Here is a 19,499-nt window from a genome sequence, read left to right as displayed (position 1 = left end):
CAGGAAGGCATTCCCACGCAGAGCGTGGGAACGATCAAGTCTGATGAATCAAGCTGGAGCGGAGGTGCGGATCAGGTGATCGAAGGCACTCAGCGAAGCCTTGGCGCCCTCTCCTACCGCGATCACGATCTGCTTGTACGGCACCGTGGTGACGTCACCGGCAGCGAAGATACCCGGCAGCGAGGTTTCACCGCGTGCATCGACAATGATCTCGCCCCGTGGCGACAACTCGACACTGCCCTTGAGCCAGTCGGTGTTCGGCAGCAGACCGATCTGCACGAAGATGCCTTCCAGGTCGATGGTGTTGAACTCGCCCGAATCGCGGTCCTTGTAGACCAGGCCGGTGACCTTCTGACCATCGCCCTTGACTTCACTGGTCAGCGCACTGGTGATGACGTTGACGTTCGGCAGGCTGTACAGCTTGCGTTGCAGAACGGCATCGGCGCGCAGCTTGCTGTCGAACTCCAGCAGGGTCACGTGGCTGACGATACCGGCCAGGTCGATGGCCGCCTCGACACCGGAGTTGCCGCCACCGATCACCGCGACACGCTTGCCCTTGAACAGCGGGCCATCACAGTGTGGGCAGAAGCACACGCCCTTGGCCTTGTATTCCTGCTCACCCGGCACGCCCATTTCACGCCAGCGGGCACCGGTGGCGAGGATCACGGTCCTGGCCTTGAGGCTGGCACCGCTTTCGAAGCGCACCTCGTGCAGCTCGCCGGCATTCTTCGCCGGCACCAGGGCACTGGCACGCTGCAGGTTCATGATGTCGACGTCGTACTGGCGGACGTGCTCTTCCAGGGCGCTGGCCAGCTTCGGCCCTTCGGTTTCCTGGACCGAGATGAAGTTCTCGATGGCCATGGTGTCCAATACCTGGCCACCAAAACGCTCGGCCGCGACACCGGTACGGATGCCTTTGCGGGCGGCATAGATCGCTGCCGCGGCACCCGCCGGGCCACCACCGACCACCAAGACGTCAAAGGCGTCCTTGGCGTTGAGTTTTTCCGCCTGTTTCTCGATGGCGCCGGTGTCGAGCTTGCCGAGGATTTCCTCGAGGCCCATGCGGCCCTGGCCGAAGTTCACGCCGTTGAGGTAGATACTCGGTACGGCCATGATCTTGCGATCGTTGACTTCGTCCTGGAACAGCGCGCCGTCGATGGCGACGTGACGGATGTTCGGGTTCAGTACCGCCATCAGGTTCAGCGCCTGGACCACGTCCGGGCAGTTCTGGCAGGACAGCGAGAAATAAGTCTCGAAGTTGAACTCGCCCTTGAGCGAGCGGATCTGTTCGACCACTTCGACACTGGCCTTCGATGGGTGGCCGCCGACTTGCAGCAGGGCCAGCACCAGCGAAGTGAATTCATGGCCCATCGGGATGCCGGCGAAACGCAGGCTGATATCGGCTCCCGGGCGATTCAACGAGAACGATGGCTTGCGCGCATCGGTGCCGTTGTCCAGCAAGGTGATCTGAGTGGAAAGACTGGCGACGTCTTTGAGCAGCGCGAGCATTTCCTGAGATTTCGCGCCGTCATCGAGGGAGGCGACGATCTCGATCGGTTGCGTAACCCGTTCCAGGTACGACTTCAACTGGGCTTTAAGATTGGCGTCCAACATGCGGGCGATTTCCCTTTTTCAATACGGTAGAAATAACAACGCCCAGGTGATTACCACCCGGGCGTTATTGGGCGGTGCGGCTGACTTATGAAGTGCGGATGACCGCCCTTGGCTGACTCACAGGCTTAAATTTTGCCGACCAGGTCCAGGGACGGAGCCAGGGTGGCCTCGCCTTCCTGCCACTTGGCTGGGCAGACTTCGCCCGGGTGGGCAGCAACGTACTGAGCGGCCTTGATCTTGCGCAGCAGCTCGGAAGCGTCACGGCCTACGCCGCCATCGTTGAGTTCAACGATCTTGATCTGGCCTTCAGGGTTGATCACGAAGGTGCCACGGTCGGCCAGGCCAGCTTCTTCGATCAGCACGTCGAAGTTGCGAGAGATGGTCAGGGTCGGGTCGCCGATCATGGTGTACTGGATCTTGCCGATGGCTGGCGAAGTGTTGTGCCAGGCAGCGTGGGCAAAGTGGGTGTCGGTCGACACGCTGTAGATTTCCACGCCCAGTTTCTGGAACGCATCGTAGTTGTCAGCCAGGTCTTCCAGTTCGGTAGGGCAGACGAAGGTGAAGTCGGCTGGGTAGAAGAACACTACCGACCATTTGCCTTTCAGGTCAGCGTCCGACACTTCGACGAAATTGCCGTTTTTGTAAGCGGTTGCTTTGAACGGTTTAACTTGGCTGTTGATGATAGGCATCGTTGACTCTCCGTCAGGGGTTAAGAAGTTGATGGGAGAATCCTAGCCATTCTTTTGCGTTCTGGCTCATTGGCAAAGCTGATGCTCGCGATTGGTTTTCGCTATAAGCCCACTGTATTAATAGAAGAAATCTTATGATCCCTGCCGGACCGGCTTTTCATCGAGCAGGCCCATGCCGGCAAACGGGCTGGCCTCGACGTAGCGCATGGCGGATTTCAGGTCTTTCCAGCCGACATAACTCATCAGCGACTTGAGGTCCCAGCCACTGCGATGAGCCCAGGTGGCGAAGCCCCGACGCAGGGAATGGCTGGTGTAGTGCTCGGCAGCGATACCCGCGCGCTCCAGCGCCTGGCGCAATAAAGGAATGACGCTATTGGCGTGCAGGCCCTCCTCGCCCAGGTTGCCCCAGCGATCAATGCCACGAAACACCGGGCCACGGACCAGCGCCGCGCAGTTGATCCACTCGATATACGCCTGCACCGGGCAAAGCCGCTGCAGCGCCGGGGTCTGGTAGGTACGTCCGAGGTTGTCCCGGTCGCTCTTGCTGCGTGGCAGGTACAGGGTAATCCCGGTACCCGACTGCGCCAGCACGTGCTCGATCTCCAGCCGGCACAGCTCATCGCTGCGAAAACCACGCCAGAAGCCCAGCAGGATCAGTGCCGCATCACGCCGCGCGCGCAGCAGGCGTGGCCGATCCTGTTGCGCCAGCGCGGCCTGGGCCTCGCCCTCCAGTGAAGCGATCACCTGCTCCAGATGTTGCAACTGCAAGGGGGCGGCCTGTTTTTCCTGCACCGGATGCAGCGCACGAATGCCCTTGAACACCTTGCGTACCACCGGCGCCTTGGTCGGGTCGGCAAAACCCTGGCTGTCATGCCATTGGGCCAGGGCCGAAAGGCGCAACTTGAGGGTATTGATCGAAAGCAACCCGGCGTGGGCCACCAGGTAGCGCGCCACACTGTCGCCGGTGGCCGGCAGGAACCCGCCCCAGCTCACTTCGAAGTGCTCGATGGCCGCCCGGTAGCTGCGGCGGGTGTTGTCCCGCGTGGCGGCGTGCAGATAGCGATCCAGCTCGCTCATGGGCAGATATCCCGACAGGTGTACGCAAAAAGCAGGGGAAAAACTGAAAACCGCTTCTCACAAGGGGTAATACCAGTATATCCCATGTCAAAAACCTTCGATATTGGCTTATCTGCTTTTAGTGATATGCTATGTAAATACAGGCTACATACCACAGTACGAAATCGTAGGAGAAGACATGGCTCGCGGCGGCGTGAACAAGGCGGTGGTGCAAACCGCACGATTGGCGATCCTCGCCCGTGGCGAAAACCCCAGCATCGATGCGGTACGTATCGAAATGGGTAATACGGGCTCGAAAACCACCATCCATCGCTATCTGAAGGAGCTGGCCGAAAGCGACCAGCGCCTGGCGGTGCCCCAGGAAGATCTCGAGGAAGAGCTCGCCGCGCTGGTCTCCCGCCTCGCCCAGCGCCTGCAGGAACAGGCCCGGGAACCGCTGGAACGGGCCGAGGCGCAGTGGCAGGAACAGCAGGCCCAATGGCAGGTGCGACAGGCGGAGGCGACACAGAAGCTGGAGCAGTTGCAGCAGCAGTTCGAGGTCCAGGCGGCGGCCCTGGAGCAGGAATCCCAGGACCTGCTGACCACCCGCTCCATGCTGCAGACCGAACAGACCCGCAATGCCGGCCTGAGCCAGGCCCTCAGCGACAACGAGCTGCGTCTCAAGGACAAGGAAGAACAGATCCGCTCGCTGGAAGACAAGCACCAGCATGCCCGTGACGCCCTGGAACACTTCCGCAGTGCCGCCAGGGAGCAGCGCGAGCAGGAGCAGCGTCGCCATGAAGGTCAGTTGCAACAGGTACAGATGGAATTGCGTCAGGCCCAGCAGAGCGCACTGGTACGCCAGGATGAAATCACCCAGTTGCACCGCGACAACGAGCGTCTGCTGGCGGAAAGCCGTGGGCTGATGAAAGAAGTGAAGCAGTCGCAGGAACAACTGCACAAAGCTGCCAGCCGCGAGGAACAGCTACTGGATCGTGCGATCCAGCTGGAAAGCGAACGCACCCTCCTCCAGGAGCGTCTGCGGGTGGCGCAACAGGCCACGGACGCGCTTCAGCAGACGAGCGATGCACAGCGCACGGCCAGCAAGGCGCTGGAACTCAAGCTCCTGGAGGTCGAGGCGGCACTCGACCAGGCCCGAGCCGCCCTGCCTGCGCAGTCCTGAGCGTCAGGCCTTGCGCCGATAGAGCATCAGCAGCACCAGGTACGGCCCACCCAACAGAGTGGCTGTCAGCCCGGCAGGCATTTGCTGGGGGAAGATCAGCTGCCTGCCCAGCCATTCCGCGACGATCATCAGGATCACGCCAGATGCCGCTGCCACCCATAGTTGTTGCAACGGCTGACGAGCGCCGACCAGCCGTGCGATATGCGGGGCCAGCAGGCCGATAAAGGACAGTGGTCCGACCAGCAGGGTCGCCATGGTGGTCAATACCCCGGCGAACAGCAGGATCAGCAGACGCGCACGGCTCACCGGCACGCCGACACTCGCTGCCGCGCCCTCTCCCAGCGAAAACGCCTTGAGCCAGCGCGAGAACAGCGGCGCCAGGCATAGGCCGAGCAGCAACAGCATGGCGGCGGCCCAGGCCAGGGCCGAGGGAATGTAGTAGATCGAACCCGTCACCAGTTGCAGCATCAAGGCCGCACGAGGATCGCCGCTGGCCAGGGTGGCACTGACCATCGCCTGGAACCAGGCACTCACCGCGACACCGATCAGCAACAGGCGTTGTGGAGTAAAGGCACCACGTCCCAGCCAGAGCAACCCACCCAGGGCGAGCAGCGAGCCCGCCAGGCACGCGCCGAAAAGAATGGCCGGTGACGGCTGGCTCACCATGAAGACCACCACGACTATCCCCAAGGCTCCGCCGGAGCTGACCCCGAGCAGATCGGGACTGGCCATCGGGTTGGCCGTGGCCCGTTGCAGCAAGGTGCCGGCCAACGCCAACAGCCCCCCGGACGCGGCTGCGATCACGCTATGGGGCAACTGCCAGAACAGCAGCGCCTGCACCTGGGTCGGGCCTGCGAGATGCCAGCCATCCAGCCCCTGGGACACGGCAAACGACAGAAACAGGCCGGCCAGCAACAGCGTCACCAGGCCCCAGCAGCGCCCCCGCGTCAGCCCCCTACCAGTCGGCCAGCCCGGTTTCCAGTGAGCGGCCCCACCGCTACGCAAGCGAGGCAGCATGACAAGCAGCAGTGGCACGCCCAGTAACGAGGTAACGGTGCCGGTCGGAATCAGGTGGGCCGAGAGCGAGTCTGCGGTCGACAGCAGCAGGACAATCTGGTCGGTGGCCCACAAGATAGCCGCGCCAATAGCACTCGACCACCACAGGCGCTGGTACAGGGTGCGTGCACCGAGCAGGCGCGCCAGGGCCGGGGCCGCCAGGCCGAGAAAACCGATCACCCCCACCTGGGCCACCACCAGGGCCGTCAGGACCACCGCCACCAGCAGTGCGATCAGTCGTGTCCGCTCGACCTTCGCGCCGAGGCTGCGGGCGGTGCTTTCCCCGCTGTCGAGCAGCGCCAGCGGGCGCCGTATGCTCCACACCGCCCACGCGCAAGCCAACACGCCGCTCGCCAGGTGCCGGCTGGGCTGCCAGCCGGCCTGCTCCAGCGCACCACCACCCCAGATCTGCAGCCCGAGCAGAAAATCGAAGTGCACCAGCGCGATCGCCAGGCTGACCGCCCCGCAGTAGAGATTGACCACCATTCCCGACAGAATCACCGCCATCGGCGACAATCGCTGAGGCCAGGCCAGCGCCAACACCACCAGCACCGCCAGGGCGCCACCACCGAGGGCCACCAGCTCGCGGCCAGCGGCCCAGCTCTCGGGCGCATAGAGGGTGTAGAGCGTCAAGGCCAGATAGGCTCCAGGGAAGATGCCCAAGGTCATCGGCTCGGCCAGCGGGTTGCGCAGCACCTGCTGGATCAGCGTGCCGGCCAGGCCCAGTGCGGCGCCACACAGCAGCGCCATTGCCACACGGGGCAACAGCGACTCATGCAGCAACACCTGGGACAGATCAGCAGGGTTCGGGCTCAGCAACGCCGGCAACCACGGCCGGCCCCCCAGCATCGCCTGCGCTTGCAGGACAGCCAGGATCGCCGCCACCGCCAACAGGCCGACCACCAGCAACAGGCAGCCTCGAGGGACGAAAAGTAGACGAACACTAGACACTGGCAGGCTCCTGATGGGCCGTTCGAGACAGGGCCGCCTCCACCGCACGGGCGAAGCGTTGCAGCGACGTCAGGCCGCCATAGGGTGCGATCACTGGCAGGCGCGCCACACGACCCTCGCGAACACAAGGCATGGCTTGCCAGACCGGGCTACGTCGCAGAGCCGCCTGTACGTTTGGCGCCACCGGCCCGACCAGCAGCAGGTTGGCCTCGGGAACACCGGCAAGACGTTGCAGGGGCACCAGGGCATATCCCGCCGAATTGCTGACCCAGCCACCTGGCGCGGCATCGACGGGATGGGCCGCATTGCTTACGCCAATCCTCGCCAGTACCGCATCGAACAGACTGCCGGCGCCGTACACCCGCAGGTGATACTCATCCACCGCATCGGCCACGAGGGTCGGCCGTGCGTTAATGCCAGGCTGCTCGGCTAGGAGCTGACGCACCGCTGCGAAGACCTCCTCGGTCTCGGCAAGCAGGGCCTCGGCGCGCACCGGGCAATCGAGCACCCGGGCCATCTGCCGAGTCTCCTGCTGCAAGGCCGGATAAGGTTGCGGGGCGCTCATGTAGCCGCCCAACGTGACCGTCGGCGCCAGGCGCTCGAGCATCGGTTTCAAGCCGATATGCCCGGGTGTCAGGATCAGCAGGTCGGGCCGCAGTTGCTGGAGCAGCTCGAAGTTGGGCTGGTATAGCAGGCCGATATCGATCACCCCGGCGGGTAACGGCGGCTCGACGATGGTCCGGGTGTACCAGTCGGGCAGCGGCAAGGCGACGGGAGCATGCCCCAGCGCCAGCAACGTTTCGCTCAGTTCCCAGCTCAGCGGAATGATCCTTGAAGGCGTGAAGGTCGATGGTGAAGTCCACGAACGACTCATCCACAGTGCCGGAGGCGCGCCGGCCAGCCACTGCAGGATGCGCCGACGACTGAGCCGCGCACTCATCGCGCAAAACCTATCAGGCGCCCGCTGGCTGGATCGGCCACCACCCCCATCGGCACGCCGTAGACGCGCTCGAGATGCGCCTCCTGGAGCATCTCACGCGCCTGGATCTGCAATTGCAGACAACCTTCACGCAGGGCGATGACCTCATCACAGAAACGTGCGGCCATGTTGACGTCGTGCAGGATGATCACCGCGCCCATGCCGCGCTGCCCGCAGAGATTGCGGAGCAGTTCGAGCACCGCCAGTTGATGGCCGATATCGAGGGCCGAGGTCGGCTCGTCGAGCAGCATGCAGCGACAGTTCTGCGCCACCAGCATGGCAATCCACGCCCGCTGGCGTTCGCCACCGGAGAGGCTGTCGACGGGACGCTCGGCATATTGCGCGACATCGGTGGCGAGCATCGCCTGCTCGACCTGGTCCCGATCCTCGGCGCCAAACCGGCCGAGGGCGCCATGCCAGGGATGCCGCCCCAACGCCACCAGTTCCCGCACCAGCAGCCCATCGACTTCGGGCGGCTGCTGGGGCAGATAGCCGATCTGCCGGGCAAAGGCTCGTGACGACCAGCCATGCAGCGGTTTGTCGCCCAGTTGCAACGAACCGGTACTGGCCGACTGCTGGCGGGCCAGCAACTTGAGCAAGGTCGACTTGCCGGAGCCGTTATGACCGATCAGGCCATAGATACGGCCTTCCCCGAGGCGCAGGTCCATGGGCTGCAACAGGGTCCGGGCCCCCACCTTCACACTGACGCCATCCAGGCGGAACAGATCGGGCTCCTGGAGCGACCCGCAGGCCCCGACGATGGGATTGGACTCAAGCATACTCATCGAAGCTCCTCTGCACTGACGGCACCCGGCACATCGGCAACGATCTGGCCGGTGTCGAGCTTGATGCAGCGGTCGGCCAGGGAGAAATAACGATCATCGTGGGTGATCACCAACACCGCCTTGCCACGGGCCTTCAGGTCCGGCAGCAGGCTCTTGTAGAACACCTCCTTGAAGGCCGGATCCTGGTCGGCCGCCCATTCGTCGAAGACGTAGAAGGCTCGGTCTTCGAGCAACGCCACCAGCAAGGCCAGGCGCTTGCGCTGGCCCTGGGACAGATTGAGGGTGGTAAAGGCACCGTCCTCGATGCTCACCTTGTGCTCCAGTTGCAGCGCCTTGAGCAGCGTCCGGGCCTGGGGCTCCAGATGGGGTGGCATCACCCCCAACAGGGTATCGAACAGGAAGAAATCGCTGAATACCGTGGAAAAGCGCTGTCGGTAGGCATCGCGCGTCGCCGCCTCAACCGGTTCACCGTCCAGCAGCACGCTACCGCCCTCGCCTTCATACAGGCCCACCAGCAGCTTGGCCAGGGTGGTCTTGCCGCTGCCGTTACCTCCGATCAGGTAGGTGATTTCCCCCGGCGAGAACCGCAGATCGATGGGACCGAGCATGAAGTAGCTGTTTTCCTTCTCTCGAAAGTAACGGTGGCTCAGACCACGCAACTCGATGGACCGAAAGCCGCTGTCCTCCCCCTGCTCGCCCGCGATCTCGGCCGGCAGTTGCGCCTCCAGGCGGGCGATCCGCTCCAGGGCGATGCGCGCCGAGCCCAGGGTCGGCAGGGCCGCCAGCAGGCCCTCGATCGGCAGGATCATGTAGAGGAAGATCATCGCGTAGCCGGACATCACCTGATGGTCGACGTCATAGGTGCGTGACAGCACGAACAGCGTCAGGCCGACAAAGGCGAACAGGACCAGGTTGCCCCAGCTCGACGCGGCGCTGAACAGCACATAGCCCAGGGTACGTTGCACCCGCACCGACTCGATATGCGGCGCCAGCGTGTCGTCGATAAAGGTGCGACGGCGGGAGCGGTGCAGCTTGAGTTCCTTGGCACCGTCGAACAGGGCGCGAAATTGCTGGATCAGATCGTCCTCGCGCTGCCGCGAACCGCGCAGATGCTCCAAGGCCCGGCTGTTGACCAACAGGAAACCCACCGCGCCGATGGCGATGGCCACCAGCGCGAACAGCAGGATCTGCCAGGACAGCCAGCCCAGGTAGGTCAGGCAGCCGATGATCACCGTGCTCTGCATCATGATGGTCGGCAGATTAATGAACAGTACCACCAGCGTATCCAGGTCTCCGGTCAGGATCGCCAGGGGCCGCCCGCCGCCATAGCGCTCCAGGTGGGCATAGGAGGCGTTGGCGATATGCCCGATGGTGCGCAAGCGCACGCTGGCCTTGGCCCGTTGCCCGAGGTACAGGAACAGGGTCTGCGACAACAGGCGCAGCAGCAGCACGCCGATCCCCAGCAGCATGAAGCGCAGGCCGAGGGCACCCAGCTCATCGCCCTCGACCGACAGTGCCTGGTTGATCAACGCTACCATGGCAGCGCTGCCGAAACCGCTGAGCAAGCTCGCCACGGCCGCCAGCACAAGCCAACTGCGTGCGCCGTGGAGCATGCCCAGCAACAGCGCGAAGGGCGTGCTGGAATCTCCTGGCCGGGTGTCCTGGCCAGGAATCGAGGGGTTGGTTTGTCTGGTCGAAGTCATCGGTGATCAGTACTTCACTCGCAAGGTCAGCGTCGCGTTGCGTGGATCGCCATACAGCCCGTAGTAGCTTGAAGGCACCCGCGCATAGTAGGTACGGTCCAGCAGGTTGTTCATGTTGAGGGCCAGGTCCAGATGCTCGTCGATCTTGTAGCCGATCAGGCCATCCACCACCGCGTAACCGCCCTGGTAGCTGACTTCATTGCGGGTGGTACGGCTCTGGGCACGAACGCCGCCGCCGACACGCCAGTTGTTCAGGGCGTCACCCTCGAAGTGATAGGTGTTCCAGAGCTTGAGCATGTGCTTGGGTTCTTCCGGGTCCTGGATGCTGCCATCGCTGGCTGCCGATCCCAGCAGCTTGGTCTGCAGGTAGGTATAGCCGGCCTGTACATCCCAGTTCGGCAGGATCTTGCCGGTGACTTGCGCCTCGAAGCCGCTGCTGCGGGCCTTGCCCTGGGCCAGCCAACGACCGGGGTTGGCGTCGTCGGCCACCGGACGGTTCTGGTCGTCGATCTGGAACACGGCCAGCGAGGCGTCGAGGCGGCCATCGAGGAAATCGCCCTTGAGCCCGACTTCGGCCTGATGACCGGTGCGCGGCTTGAGCACGCTGCCGCTGGCGGTGGTCTGGAAGGCCTGCGACGGAGTGAAGATGTCCGAGTAGCTGGCGTACGCCGACAGCCAGGAATTCACGCCGTAGACCACCCCGGCATAGGGGGTGAACTTGTTCTGGTCAGGATCGTTGACCGTCGCTCCGTTCGAAGGTAGCAGGTTCTGCCGCGAGCTTTCATAGTGGTTCTGGCGGCCGCCGAGGATCAGCGACAAGTCGTCCACCGGCTTGAAGGTGACCTGTCCATAGACGCCATACTGGCTGGTGTCGGAGGTGGTACCAAAGCTGTAGGGAATATCAGTGTTGGGCACATTGATGTTGTCGATGTCGACCACCCCGCCACTGGTGCCGCCCGACAGGCTGTGCTGGTGACTCTGGGCATAATTGACCCCGAGCATCAGTTCATGGGTGCGACCGAACAGCTCGAATGGCCCGTTGACATAGGAGTCGACGCCAACCCAGCGATAACGGTCCTGCTGACGCTGCAACCAGTAGTCGGCCGAACGATCGGGATTGACCTGGCCATCGATGTAGCCGTACTTGGAACTCACCTCCGAAGTCCGGTAGTTGATCGCCGTGCGGTTCTGCCAGCCGTTGCCGAAGCGATGCACCAGATCGGCATAGATTTCGGTCATGTCGGTGTCGGCATAACTCCAGTCGGTGCCGTAGAAACCCGAACGTTTCGAATCGACAAAGCGGCCGTTGGTGAACGTCGACAAGCCGTAGTCCACGCCATTCAGGTTGATTTTCTGCTGGGCCATGCCGACCGTCAGCTCGGTGTCCGGATCCAGGTCAAAGGCCAGCGAGCCGTAGATCAGACCCTGGCCGGTCTTGCCGTCATCCTGAAAGCCCCGTTCATCCCGCCCGCTGAAACCCAGGCGCCCCTTGATGTTGCCGCTGTCGGTCAGCGGGCCGGTGACATCCCATTCGGTCCGGTAGGTATCCCAGGAACCGGCCGATACCGCGCCAGTCAGGCCGAACACATCCTGGGGACGCTTGCGCACCAGGTTGACCGTGCCACCCGGGTTCCCGAAGCCTTGCAGAAGCCCGGCGGGACCGCGCAGGACCTCGACCCGGTCGTACATCGCGAGGTCGAACTGTGGCAGATACTGCAGGCCGTTGTTGGCCGGCAGACCATCGAACTGCACCTCGGCGGCATAGCCGCGGGATTGGAAATAGCTCGTGCCGTCACCATAGGTCACGGCAGTGATTCCCGGTGTATTGCGCAGGGCGTCGTCCACCGTGGTCATAGCCTGGTCGTCCATGCGCTGGCGGGTGATCACCGAGACCGAACCCGGCAGGTCCTTGGGCTGTACCGGCACCTTGCCAACCGTCACCAGGGACGCTTTGTAGCTGTCGGTGCCTTCAGTCACGGCGGCATTCTGTGTAATCTGGTCACCGACGATCTGGGTTTGCGGCAAGACCGTCTCCGAAGACGATTGAGCCTGCGCCACTGCCGCAGCCAGCGCCAGGGGAGCAAACAGAAGGTGGTTAAACGTCAGCCGGCAAGGCGAGGGAACGTGTGCAAAGCGTTCAATCATACTTCTGCTCATGAGAATCAATGGCTCTGATGGTTGTAAATGCGATTGGTTTGCATTAATTTTGCCAGTCTGTTTACTTGGCTTCAGGACAACTTGTATCGATGAAAGGACAGAATTGGCGCTTTTCTGCCGCTCACGACCATCCCGCCCCAAAAGCAGCCATTACCCCCTACCGAGAATTTCCCGAGGATGCCCCGCCGCTGGTGGTCAGGGCCTATGACTATGCCTCGGGGGCCAGGCAGCAGCCCCACTCCCACGCCCGGATCCAACTGATGTATTCGCCACGGGGACTGATGCGGGTGACCACCGAAACCGGGGCCTGGACCCTGGCCCCCATGCGGGCGCTGTGGATACCGGCGGGGGTGACCCATGAAGTACGGATGGTTGGGGAAATCTCGATGCGCTCGGTGTATCTGGAACCCCACGCAGTGCCGTGGCGCTGGGATGAATGCTGTGTGCTGACCATGACGCCGTTGATGCGCGAACTGATCCTGATGCTCAACGACAACCCGATCCTGGCCGAACAACCCCGCCAACAGGCTTCAGGATTGCTGATTCATCTGCTGGGCCAGGCCTCTCGACAGAACAACAACCTGCCGATGCCGCTGGATCGCCGGTTGCGGCGGGTCTGCGATGCCATCCTGCAAAGTCCGGACAACAACGACACCCTGGAAGAATGGGGTGAGCGCATCGGTGCCAGTTCACGAACCCTGGCGCGGCGGATGAAGGAAGAAACCGGCGTGACCTTTCACCACTGGCGCTTGCAGGTGCGGGTCGACGAGGCGATCTGCCGGCTGGTGGAAGGCGTGTCGATCAACGAAGTGGCCCAGGCCCTGGGTTATCGCAGTTCGAGTGCCTTTATCTACATGTTCCGCAGTTTGCTCGGAAGCACACCGGCGCAGTATGTCGAGCGGGTGCTGGCTGGCGGACAGGGACTGTCCAGCGCCGAAACCGGCACCGAGTTGCTCGGTGCCGGGTAAACGTCTTTACCGCAGACGCGATCAGGCCGGGTTTTTCACGCTGGGACGCTCACTGACCCTGGCGTTCCAGGCCGCCAGCGCCGTGCATTCCTCCGGGATCGCAATCTGGGCAAAACCGGCAAAGACCAGGCCCGCCCAGACGGTGATATCCGCCATCGAGAATTGATCGCCAGCCACGTACGGCCGGGTCTGCAGGACCTGGTCGAAATAGCGCATGCCGTTGAGTGCCTTCTCGCGATTCCTTTCTCCCCAGACCGCCCGCTCCTGCCACTCGGGGCTCTTGTAGGGTTTCAACTGCGGCCCGAGCCCCTCGGTGGCGTGGTGAAAGTAGATACCGATGGCGTCGATCAACTGGTCGTCGGCACGCTTCTGCATCATGTGGATCACGCCCTTCTCCTTCGGCGTCGTGCCGGTGAGCGTGGGCTTGCCGTCGAGGTTGTCGAGGTACTCGGTAATGGCCGTGCATTCGGCCAGGCAGGTGCCGTCATCCAGCTCCAGTACCGGCACCGTGCCGGTGGGGTTCTTCTCCAGGAAGGCCTTCTGCTTGTGCTCGGCGGCCGGCACGTCGACGCGGATGAACTCGACCCGCGAGGCCAGGCCTTTCTCGGCCAGGGCCACACGAACACGCAACGGGCTGGGAAAACCGGGCATATCGTAAATCTTCATTCTTGACTCCATTGCCATCTACCTATCGGAAGGTAGACAATGAGAGCAACGGCATACCCTTGTCAACGTATATCTATCGATAGGTAGGCAAAATTTTCATGAGCACAGACACCCGACAAACCATCCTGCAAGCTGCGCGCGCGGTGGTACAGGCCCGCGGCTACAACGCCTTGAGCTTTCGCGAACTGGCCAAGGACGTCGGCATCAAGAGTGCCAGCATCCACTACCACTTCCCCACCAAGGGCGACCTGGGCGCCGCACTGGCCCGGCGTTATACCGAAGACGCCCTGGGCTTTTTCGAACAGTTCCTGGCGGCGTCCCAGGATCCCTCCTCGGTCCTGAAGAACTACACGGCGGTGTTTCGTGCCGCCCTGGAGAACGGCAACCGCATGTGCCTGTGCGGCATCCTGGCCGCCGAACACCACGACCTGCCGCCGGAAGTGCAGGTCGAAGTGAAGGCCTTCACGGACGCCAACATCGCCTGGCTGGCCCGGGTGCTGGCCCTGAAACACGCGGATGCGCAACCCGAAGCCCTCAGGCAGCAGGCGCTGTCGATCTTTGCCGCGATCCAGGGGGCACAACTGGTGTCGAGGGGACGCAACGACATCGCGATCTATGACCAGCTGATCGGCTCGTATCGGATGGCCGGCCTGATTCCCTGAGAAACAGGCCCTGATCGAACGCAAAGGCCCCCGAACGCCTTTTCCCATGCCAGGAAAGGAAGTGGCTGACTAGCCGGTCCAGCTGCTCTGGAGGGATGATCTGATCTGGTCAGCTGTCATCGACAGCACCAGCCCAAGTGGTCGCGATCTTCAAGGCCACGGTGCGCTTATTGCGCATTGATCGCCCGAAGTTCGCCCAGCATTCGCAAGCGCGAACAGTCGTCGACGCCCTCGCCGACCGAATGCACCACGCCAACCCTGACGGAGACCAGCCGTCAGGGGGTGTCTCCGTCAATCATTTGATCGAGGAGACACCATGAGCCTGAAAATGTCGCTGTACGACGCGCTGATAGCCCTCAGGGTTCCACCGGAGAAAGCCAGGGCCGTTACCGAGGCTTGTCGGGAAGACGTGCAGATTCTTGCCCTGAAACCCGATCTGGCGCGAACCGAAAACCAGTTGAAAAAATCCATCTCGGACGTGGCCGGCGAGATGCGCGGTTCGATCAGGGGGGTTCGAAGTCAGTTCGAAGAACAGACCGCACAACTCCATAACCTGCTCGAACGGCAAAGTGAGCAGATAGCCATCTTGAATCGCGCTATCACCCACCAGGTCGAAGACCTTCGGTTGCTGGTGGAAAAACAGAGCGACGAGGTGTTTTCCGCAATCGATAAAAAAGGCAACAGCCTGCATGCCGCCATGAAGAAACAGGAGAGCCTGACCGACGAAAAAAGCACGTTGCTCGAGTCCTCCATCAAGGACTTGAAGTCGAAAAACAGATTCGTCTATTGGCAACTGGGAATCGTTGTCGCAAGTGTGCTCTTTCCGCTCCTCAAGATCGGCTTCGACCACATCCTTGCTCAATACATGTTCTGACCCGAAGCCCCGCTGGCCTGCCGACCGGCTTCAATCGATCGGCAGTCCGTAGGGCCCGGACAGGATAGGCGTTTCGCTACAAAACCGTTTCAACCCGCGCGGGGAACACTCCCCGTATGGGTGCGGTGTCTCTCCGCGCTCCATCTTGCAGGAGAGAACCATGAAACCAAGTGCTTGTACCCAACAGCAACTGGAACTGCTCAAGTTGCCGATTGTTATCACTGCCGATGTCTGGAGTGAAGCTGTAGACATTGATCGACAGCCGAGCATCGCCAAACATGGCTTTCGCCTGAGTTCGGTGCTGCACGCGGCTTACAGCGCAATCGTGTTCAAGACCTGGGTCGAGGTACCCCCGTACTTTGACTTCAGTCTTGACTACTTTGCCCCCTGGACATGCCAGTCGGGTGTCACCTGGCTGGATCTGCGGTTACTCGTCGTCCACGACGAAGAGACACCGATAGCGCTGAAAATCATGCTCAGGCGTGAGGCGCTGGTCGCTGATACCCCCATACCCCAGCTTCACTGAGGCTGCTCGACCCCTTGCTCGCCTGTCCGGGCGAGCAAGGGGTTTTCTTTATCGCCCTATCGTGTCACTGACTCACGGCAGCCAGCTTGTCTTCAGTGCGCGTCGCGAAATCGCTGGCGTCATGACGCTCACGCAATTGGCTGGAAGGCTCCCCGGACACGCGGTTGACCATCCGTCCGCGCTGCACCGCGGGACGTGCGTCGATGGCATCGGCCCAACGCTGGACATGCCGGTAATCCTGCACCGACAGGAACTCCGCCGCCTCATAGAGCCGCCCCTTCGCCAGGCCACCGTACCAGGGCCAGATCGCCATGTCGGCGATGGTGTACTCGTCGCCGGCAATGTATTCGCTGACGGCCAGGCGCTTGTCGAGCACATCGAGCTGGCGTTTGGTTTCCATGGCAAAGCGGTCGATCGCGTACTCGATCTTTGTCGGCGCATAGGCGTAGAAATGCCCGAAGCCCCCGCCCAGATAAGGCGCGCTGCCCATCTGCCAGAACAGCCAGGACAGGCATTCGGCGCGTGCAGCGGGCTCGGTCGGCAGGAACGCGCCGAATTTCTCGGCCAGGTATTGCAGAATCGCCCCCGACTCGAAGATCCGGATCGGCTTCGGCCCGCTGTGGTCCATCAGCGCAGGAATCTTGGAGTTCGGATTGACGTCCACGAAACCGCTGCCGAACTGATCACCGTCGCCGATACGGATCAACCAGGCATCGTATTCCGCGCCCTGGTGACCAAGGGCCAGGAGCTCCTCCAGCAGAATGGTGATCTTCTGGCCGTTGGGCGTTGCCAGGGAATACAGTTGCAACGGATGACGTCCGATCGGCAACTCCTTGTCATGGGTTGCCCCGGCGATGGGCCGGTTGATATTGGCAAACTTCCCGCCGTTCTCCGTAATCCAGGTCCAGACCTTGGGTGGCTGGTAATCCGATGAGTGGGTCATGCTCAATACTCCTTGGTTTCAATGGATGACTGCGGTATCGACTGCGCTGGCCCGATTGGCGGCGACATCGGCTGTACCGTTCAACCGGGCGATGTTCCAACCGCCGCCCAGCGCCTTGATCAGGCCCACGTTGGCACTCAACTGCTGGGTCTGCAACTCGAGCACCGAACGTTGTGCCTGCAGCGAAGCGACTTGTGCGGTGACAACGTCAAGGTATCCGACAGCGCCCTGGCGATAGCGTGCCAGGGACAGGTCCTGGGCGTACTGCGCGGCCGCGGCGGCGTCGCGCTGGTCGTCCAGCGCGCTACCCAGGCCGGCGATCAACGAGAGATTGTTCTCGACCTGCTCGAACGCGCCGAGCACCACCCCACGATACTTGGCGGCGGCCTCGTCGGTGGCCGCCCTGGCGATATCCACCTGGGCCTGGCGCGCACCGCCGTCGAACAGGGTCGTCACCAGCGAGGGGCCGATGGCCCAGAACAGGTTCGGCGCGGTCAGCAGGCGCGCGAACTCGTCGCTCTGGTAGCCGCCTTGGGCACTCAGGGTAATGGCCGGGAACCAGGCCGCGCGGGCCACGCCGATCCGTGCGTTGGCCGCGGCGATCCGGCGTTCGGCGGCGGCGATATCCGGGCGGCGCTGCAACAGTGTCGAGGGCACGCCCGTCGGTATGCCAGGCAGGGCGATAGGCGCGGTGCTCGGGGCAATGGCGTAGGTCGACGCCGACTCACCGAGCATCGCGGCGATGGCATGTTCGATCAGTGCCCGCTGGGCGAGGTTCTGGGTCAACTGCGACTTCACCGTCGACAACTGGGTACGCGCCCTCGCCACGTCCAGGCCGGAGACGATACCGCCGCCGTGCAGGCCTTCGGTCAGGCTCAAGGCCTTGGCATAGGCGTCGCTGGTTTCATGCAGCAACTGGTCCTGCCAGTCGAGCCCGCGCAGGCGGATACAGCTGTCCGCCAACTGGGCCTGCAGGCTCAGGCGCACCGAAGCCAGGTCGGCCTTGGCGGCCAGCGCCTCGCTGTTGCCGGCGGCGACCGTGTCGCGCACGCGGCCCCAGAGATCGACCTCATAATCCACCTCGATACCCAGGGTCGCGGAGTTGTAGACGTCCGGCGAGGTGCTCGAACGCAACGGCCGCGTGTCCGACTGCCGCAGGCGCTGGCCACTGCCAATGCCCTCGATGGTCGGAAACAGTCCGGAGCGGGCCTGGGCGACAAACGCCTGGGCCTGGAGGTAGTGGGCCAGCGCAGCGCTCAGGTCGGGGTTGTTCTTCAGCAGTTGTTGCTGCATCGCATCCAGTTGCGGATCCTTGTAGATCCGCCACCAGTCTTCACGACTGGCCTGGTCGTCGGGCGTCGCCAGCGTCCAGGGCGCCTGATCGTGAAACTGTCCGGGCACCGGAGTGGCGGGCACTTTCAACTCCGGCGCCAGCGAGCAGGCGCCCAGGCCGAGACTCGCCAGCAGCCACAGGCTCGATGACCACAGCACACGGGACTTAGCCATGGGGTTTGACCTCCGACGGGTTGTAGGCCACTTGCACCGCATCGTTGTCGGCCAGGCCATCGGGCGGCGTATCGATCACCCGGTCACTGGCCACCAGGCCGCTGCCGATCTCCACCGTGTCGCCAAAGTCACGGGCGATGCTGACGGTCTTGAACAGCACATGGTTGTTCGCATCCAGGGTCGCCACGCGCATGCCGTGGTCGTCGAACACCAGGGCGCTGGCCGGCAGGCGCAGCACATCGGCCTGCACCGGCAGGTCGAACTGCACGCTGGTATAACCACCCGGCAGCAGGCGACCGCCCGGGTTGTCCACCAACAGTTGCACCAGGGTACTGCCGGACGCCGCCGTCACCGCGTCGGCGGTGGCGATCACCTTGGCGGTAAACGCCTCCTGGCGGTACTCGGGCACCGTGAGCCGGGCCGTGGTACCGACGCGGATCTGTGGCGAGAAGGTCTGCGGTACCTGCACATAAACCCGCAGGCGGCTGACATCCGATACCGCGAACAGCTCGCGCCCGGCACTGCCGCCGGCGCTGATCAGGGCGCCGACGTCGGTGGAGCGTGCCGTGACCACCCCCTCGAACGGCGCGGTCAGGCGCTGGAAGCCCCTGGTCGCGACCAGTTGATCGACATTGGCCTGGGCCGCCTTGACCTTCGCCAGCTTGGCCGTCAGGTCACTGGTGCGCTCATCGACATCCTGGCGCGACACCGAGTCGGAAGCCAGCATCGCCTGCCAGCGCTTGGCCGTGGTTTCGGCCAGGGTGGCATTGGCCTGGGCCGAAGCCAGGTCGGCGCGGGCCTGCAGCAATTGCTGGTCGAGTTCAGGGGTGTCGATCTCGGCCAGCAGTTGCCCGGACTTGACGTGGCTGCCGATGTCCACTTTCCAGGACTTCAGGTACCCGTTGACCCGGGCAAAGATCGAGGCCCGCGAATAGGCCTCCAGTCGCCCCGGCAGGTTCAGCACCGGTCCCTGGGGCTGCACGCCCGGAGTCACCAGATTGACGCTGGGCAGCGCCTGGGTGTTGGTCCAGGTCTTCAGGTCGCGGGATTCGGTGGCGCGCACCGCGATGCCGAAGCCCACGATGGCGACCAGCAAGGCCAGCCCCAGCAGGAGTGCAACCAGGCCACGGGACGAGCGCCGACGCGGGCCCTGGTTGGATACGATGGTGTCGATGGACATG

17 protein-coding genes are annotated in these 19,499 nt (G+C 63.1%); 5 read left to right on the top strand and 12 right to left on the bottom strand.

Annotated elements, in window-relative coordinates; translation table 11 throughout:
* Positions 1-48: 48 nt before the first annotated feature.
* The 3 genes from ahpF to ACL9RJ_RS01685 form a co-directional block, all read right to left on the bottom strand.
* Entirely contained in the window at positions 49-1,614 is a 1,566-nt protein-coding gene (gene ahpF / locus ACL9RJ_RS01695) for an alkyl hydroperoxide reductase subunit F (protein ID WP_177117938.1), read from the bottom strand.
* A gap of 125 nt (positions 1,615-1,739) precedes the next feature.
* Positions 1,740-2,303 carry an alkyl hydroperoxide reductase subunit C gene (gene ahpC, locus ACL9RJ_RS01690; protein ID WP_017128507.1) on the bottom strand — a complete coding sequence of 188 codons (564 nt, stop codon included), beginning with the start codon at positions 2,301-2,303 and terminating at the stop codon, positions 1,740-1,742.
* A gap of 132 nt (positions 2,304-2,435) precedes the next feature.
* The gene (locus tag ACL9RJ_RS01685) at positions 2,436-3,380 is read right to left on the bottom strand and encodes a site-specific integrase (protein ID WP_177082682.1); all 945 of its coding nucleotides are present in this window, start codon (positions 3,378-3,380) and stop codon (positions 2,436-2,438) included.
* A 178-nt stretch (positions 3,381-3,558) separates the two neighbouring features.
* Here ACL9RJ_RS01685 and ACL9RJ_RS01680 point away from each other — a divergent pair, with 178 nt between their 5' ends.
* Positions 3,559-4,542, top strand: coding sequence for a DNA-binding protein (locus ACL9RJ_RS01680; protein WP_103032496.1), 984 nt, complete (start codon positions 3,559-3,561; stop codon positions 4,540-4,542).
* 3 nt (positions 4,543-4,545) lie between these two features.
* On the opposite strand, the gene fhuB is transcribed toward ACL9RJ_RS01680, so the two are convergent.
* The 5 genes from fhuB to ACL9RJ_RS01655 are packed head-to-tail and all read right to left on the bottom strand — an operon-like array spanning position 4,546 to position 12,041.
* Positions 4,546-6,549, bottom strand: coding sequence for a Fe(3+)-hydroxamate ABC transporter permease FhuB (fhuB, locus tag ACL9RJ_RS01675; protein WP_422764790.1), 2,004 nt, complete (start codon positions 6,547-6,549; stop codon positions 4,546-4,548).
* Positions 6,542-7,489, bottom strand: coding sequence for an ABC transporter substrate-binding protein (locus ACL9RJ_RS01670; protein WP_017128510.1), 948 nt, complete (start codon positions 7,487-7,489; stop codon positions 6,542-6,544). The genes fhuB and ACL9RJ_RS01670 overlap by 8 nt, the downstream gene beginning before the upstream one ends.
* Positions 7,486-8,253, bottom strand: coding sequence for an ATP-binding cassette domain-containing protein (locus ACL9RJ_RS01665; protein ID WP_042936582.1), 768 nt, complete (start codon positions 8,251-8,253; stop codon positions 7,486-7,488). Before ACL9RJ_RS01665 ends, ACL9RJ_RS01670 begins: the two co-directional genes overlap by 4 nt.
* 56 nt (positions 8,254-8,309) lie before the next feature.
* Positions 8,310-10,016, bottom strand: coding sequence for a cyclic peptide export ABC transporter (locus ACL9RJ_RS01660; protein WP_083875451.1), 1,707 nt, complete (start codon positions 10,014-10,016; stop codon positions 8,310-8,312).
* 6 nt (positions 10,017-10,022) lie between these two features.
* The gene (locus tag ACL9RJ_RS01655) at positions 10,023-12,041 is read right to left on the bottom strand and encodes a TonB-dependent siderophore receptor (protein ID WP_017128513.1); all 2,019 of its coding nucleotides are present in this window, start codon (positions 12,039-12,041) and stop codon (positions 10,023-10,025) included.
* A 221-nt stretch (positions 12,042-12,262) separates the two neighbouring features.
* On the opposite strand from ACL9RJ_RS01655, the gene ACL9RJ_RS01650 reads away from it, so the two are divergent.
* On the top strand, positions 12,263-13,141 hold the full coding sequence (locus ACL9RJ_RS01650) for an AraC family transcriptional regulator (RefSeq protein ID WP_083875452.1): 879 nt from the start codon (positions 12,263-12,265) through the stop codon (positions 13,139-13,141).
* 21 nt (positions 13,142-13,162) lie between these two features.
* Here the strand turns inward: ACL9RJ_RS01650 and ACL9RJ_RS01645 are convergent, their stop codons facing one another.
* A complete protein-coding gene (locus ACL9RJ_RS01645; RefSeq protein ID WP_422764789.1) occupies positions 13,163-13,807 on the bottom strand; it encodes a glutathione S-transferase family protein in 645 nt (214 codons plus the stop codon).
* Between the two features lie 98 nt (positions 13,808-13,905).
* On the opposite strand from ACL9RJ_RS01645, the gene ACL9RJ_RS01640 reads away from it, so the two are divergent.
* The 3 genes from ACL9RJ_RS01640 to ACL9RJ_RS01630 all read left to right on the top strand — a co-directional run bounded on the left by ACL9RJ_RS01640 (position 13,906) and on the right by ACL9RJ_RS01630 (position 15,869).
* Positions 13,906-14,469, top strand: coding sequence for a TetR/AcrR family transcriptional regulator (locus tag ACL9RJ_RS01640; RefSeq protein ID WP_177117940.1), 564 nt, complete (start codon positions 13,906-13,908; stop codon positions 14,467-14,469).
* A 316-nt stretch (positions 14,470-14,785) separates the two neighbouring features.
* A complete protein-coding gene (locus tag ACL9RJ_RS01635; protein WP_177082691.1) occupies positions 14,786-15,343 on the top strand; it encodes a hypothetical protein in 558 nt (185 codons plus the stop codon).
* Positions 15,344-15,503: 160 nt separating this feature from the next.
* Positions 15,504-15,869, top strand: coding sequence for a hypothetical protein (locus ACL9RJ_RS01630; protein WP_177082693.1), 366 nt, complete (start codon positions 15,504-15,506; stop codon positions 15,867-15,869).
* 64 nt (positions 15,870-15,933) lie between these two features.
* On the opposite strand, the gene yghU is transcribed toward ACL9RJ_RS01630, so the two are convergent.
* From yghU to ACL9RJ_RS01615, 3 genes are read right to left on the bottom strand one after another with little or no spacing between them, the layout of a single operon-like run.
* Positions 15,934-16,812 (bottom strand): glutathione-dependent disulfide-bond oxidoreductase, encoded by an 879-nt coding sequence (yghU, locus tag ACL9RJ_RS01625; RefSeq protein WP_017128519.1) that lies wholly within the window; start codon positions 16,810-16,812, stop codon positions 15,934-15,936.
* A gap of 18 nt (positions 16,813-16,830) precedes the next feature.
* A complete protein-coding gene (locus ACL9RJ_RS01620) occupies positions 16,831-18,318 on the bottom strand; it encodes an efflux transporter outer membrane subunit (protein ID WP_422764788.1) in 1,488 nt (495 codons plus the stop codon).
* Positions 18,311-19,498, bottom strand: coding sequence for an efflux RND transporter periplasmic adaptor subunit (locus ACL9RJ_RS01615; protein ID WP_177082695.1), 1,188 nt, complete (start codon positions 19,496-19,498; stop codon positions 18,311-18,313). The genes ACL9RJ_RS01620 and ACL9RJ_RS01615 overlap by 8 nt, the downstream gene beginning before the upstream one ends.
* Between the last annotated feature and the right edge of the window lies 1 nt (position 19,499).

It is taken from the genome of Pseudomonas sp. Mn2068 (assembly GCF_049319725.1).
GTDB classification, from domain to species: domain Bacteria; phylum Pseudomonadota; class Gammaproteobacteria; order Pseudomonadales; family Pseudomonadaceae; genus Aquipseudomonas; species Aquipseudomonas gingeri.
The sequence above is the reverse complement of the archived record's forward strand: the minus strand, read 5'-3'. Positions and strand labels throughout refer to the sequence as shown.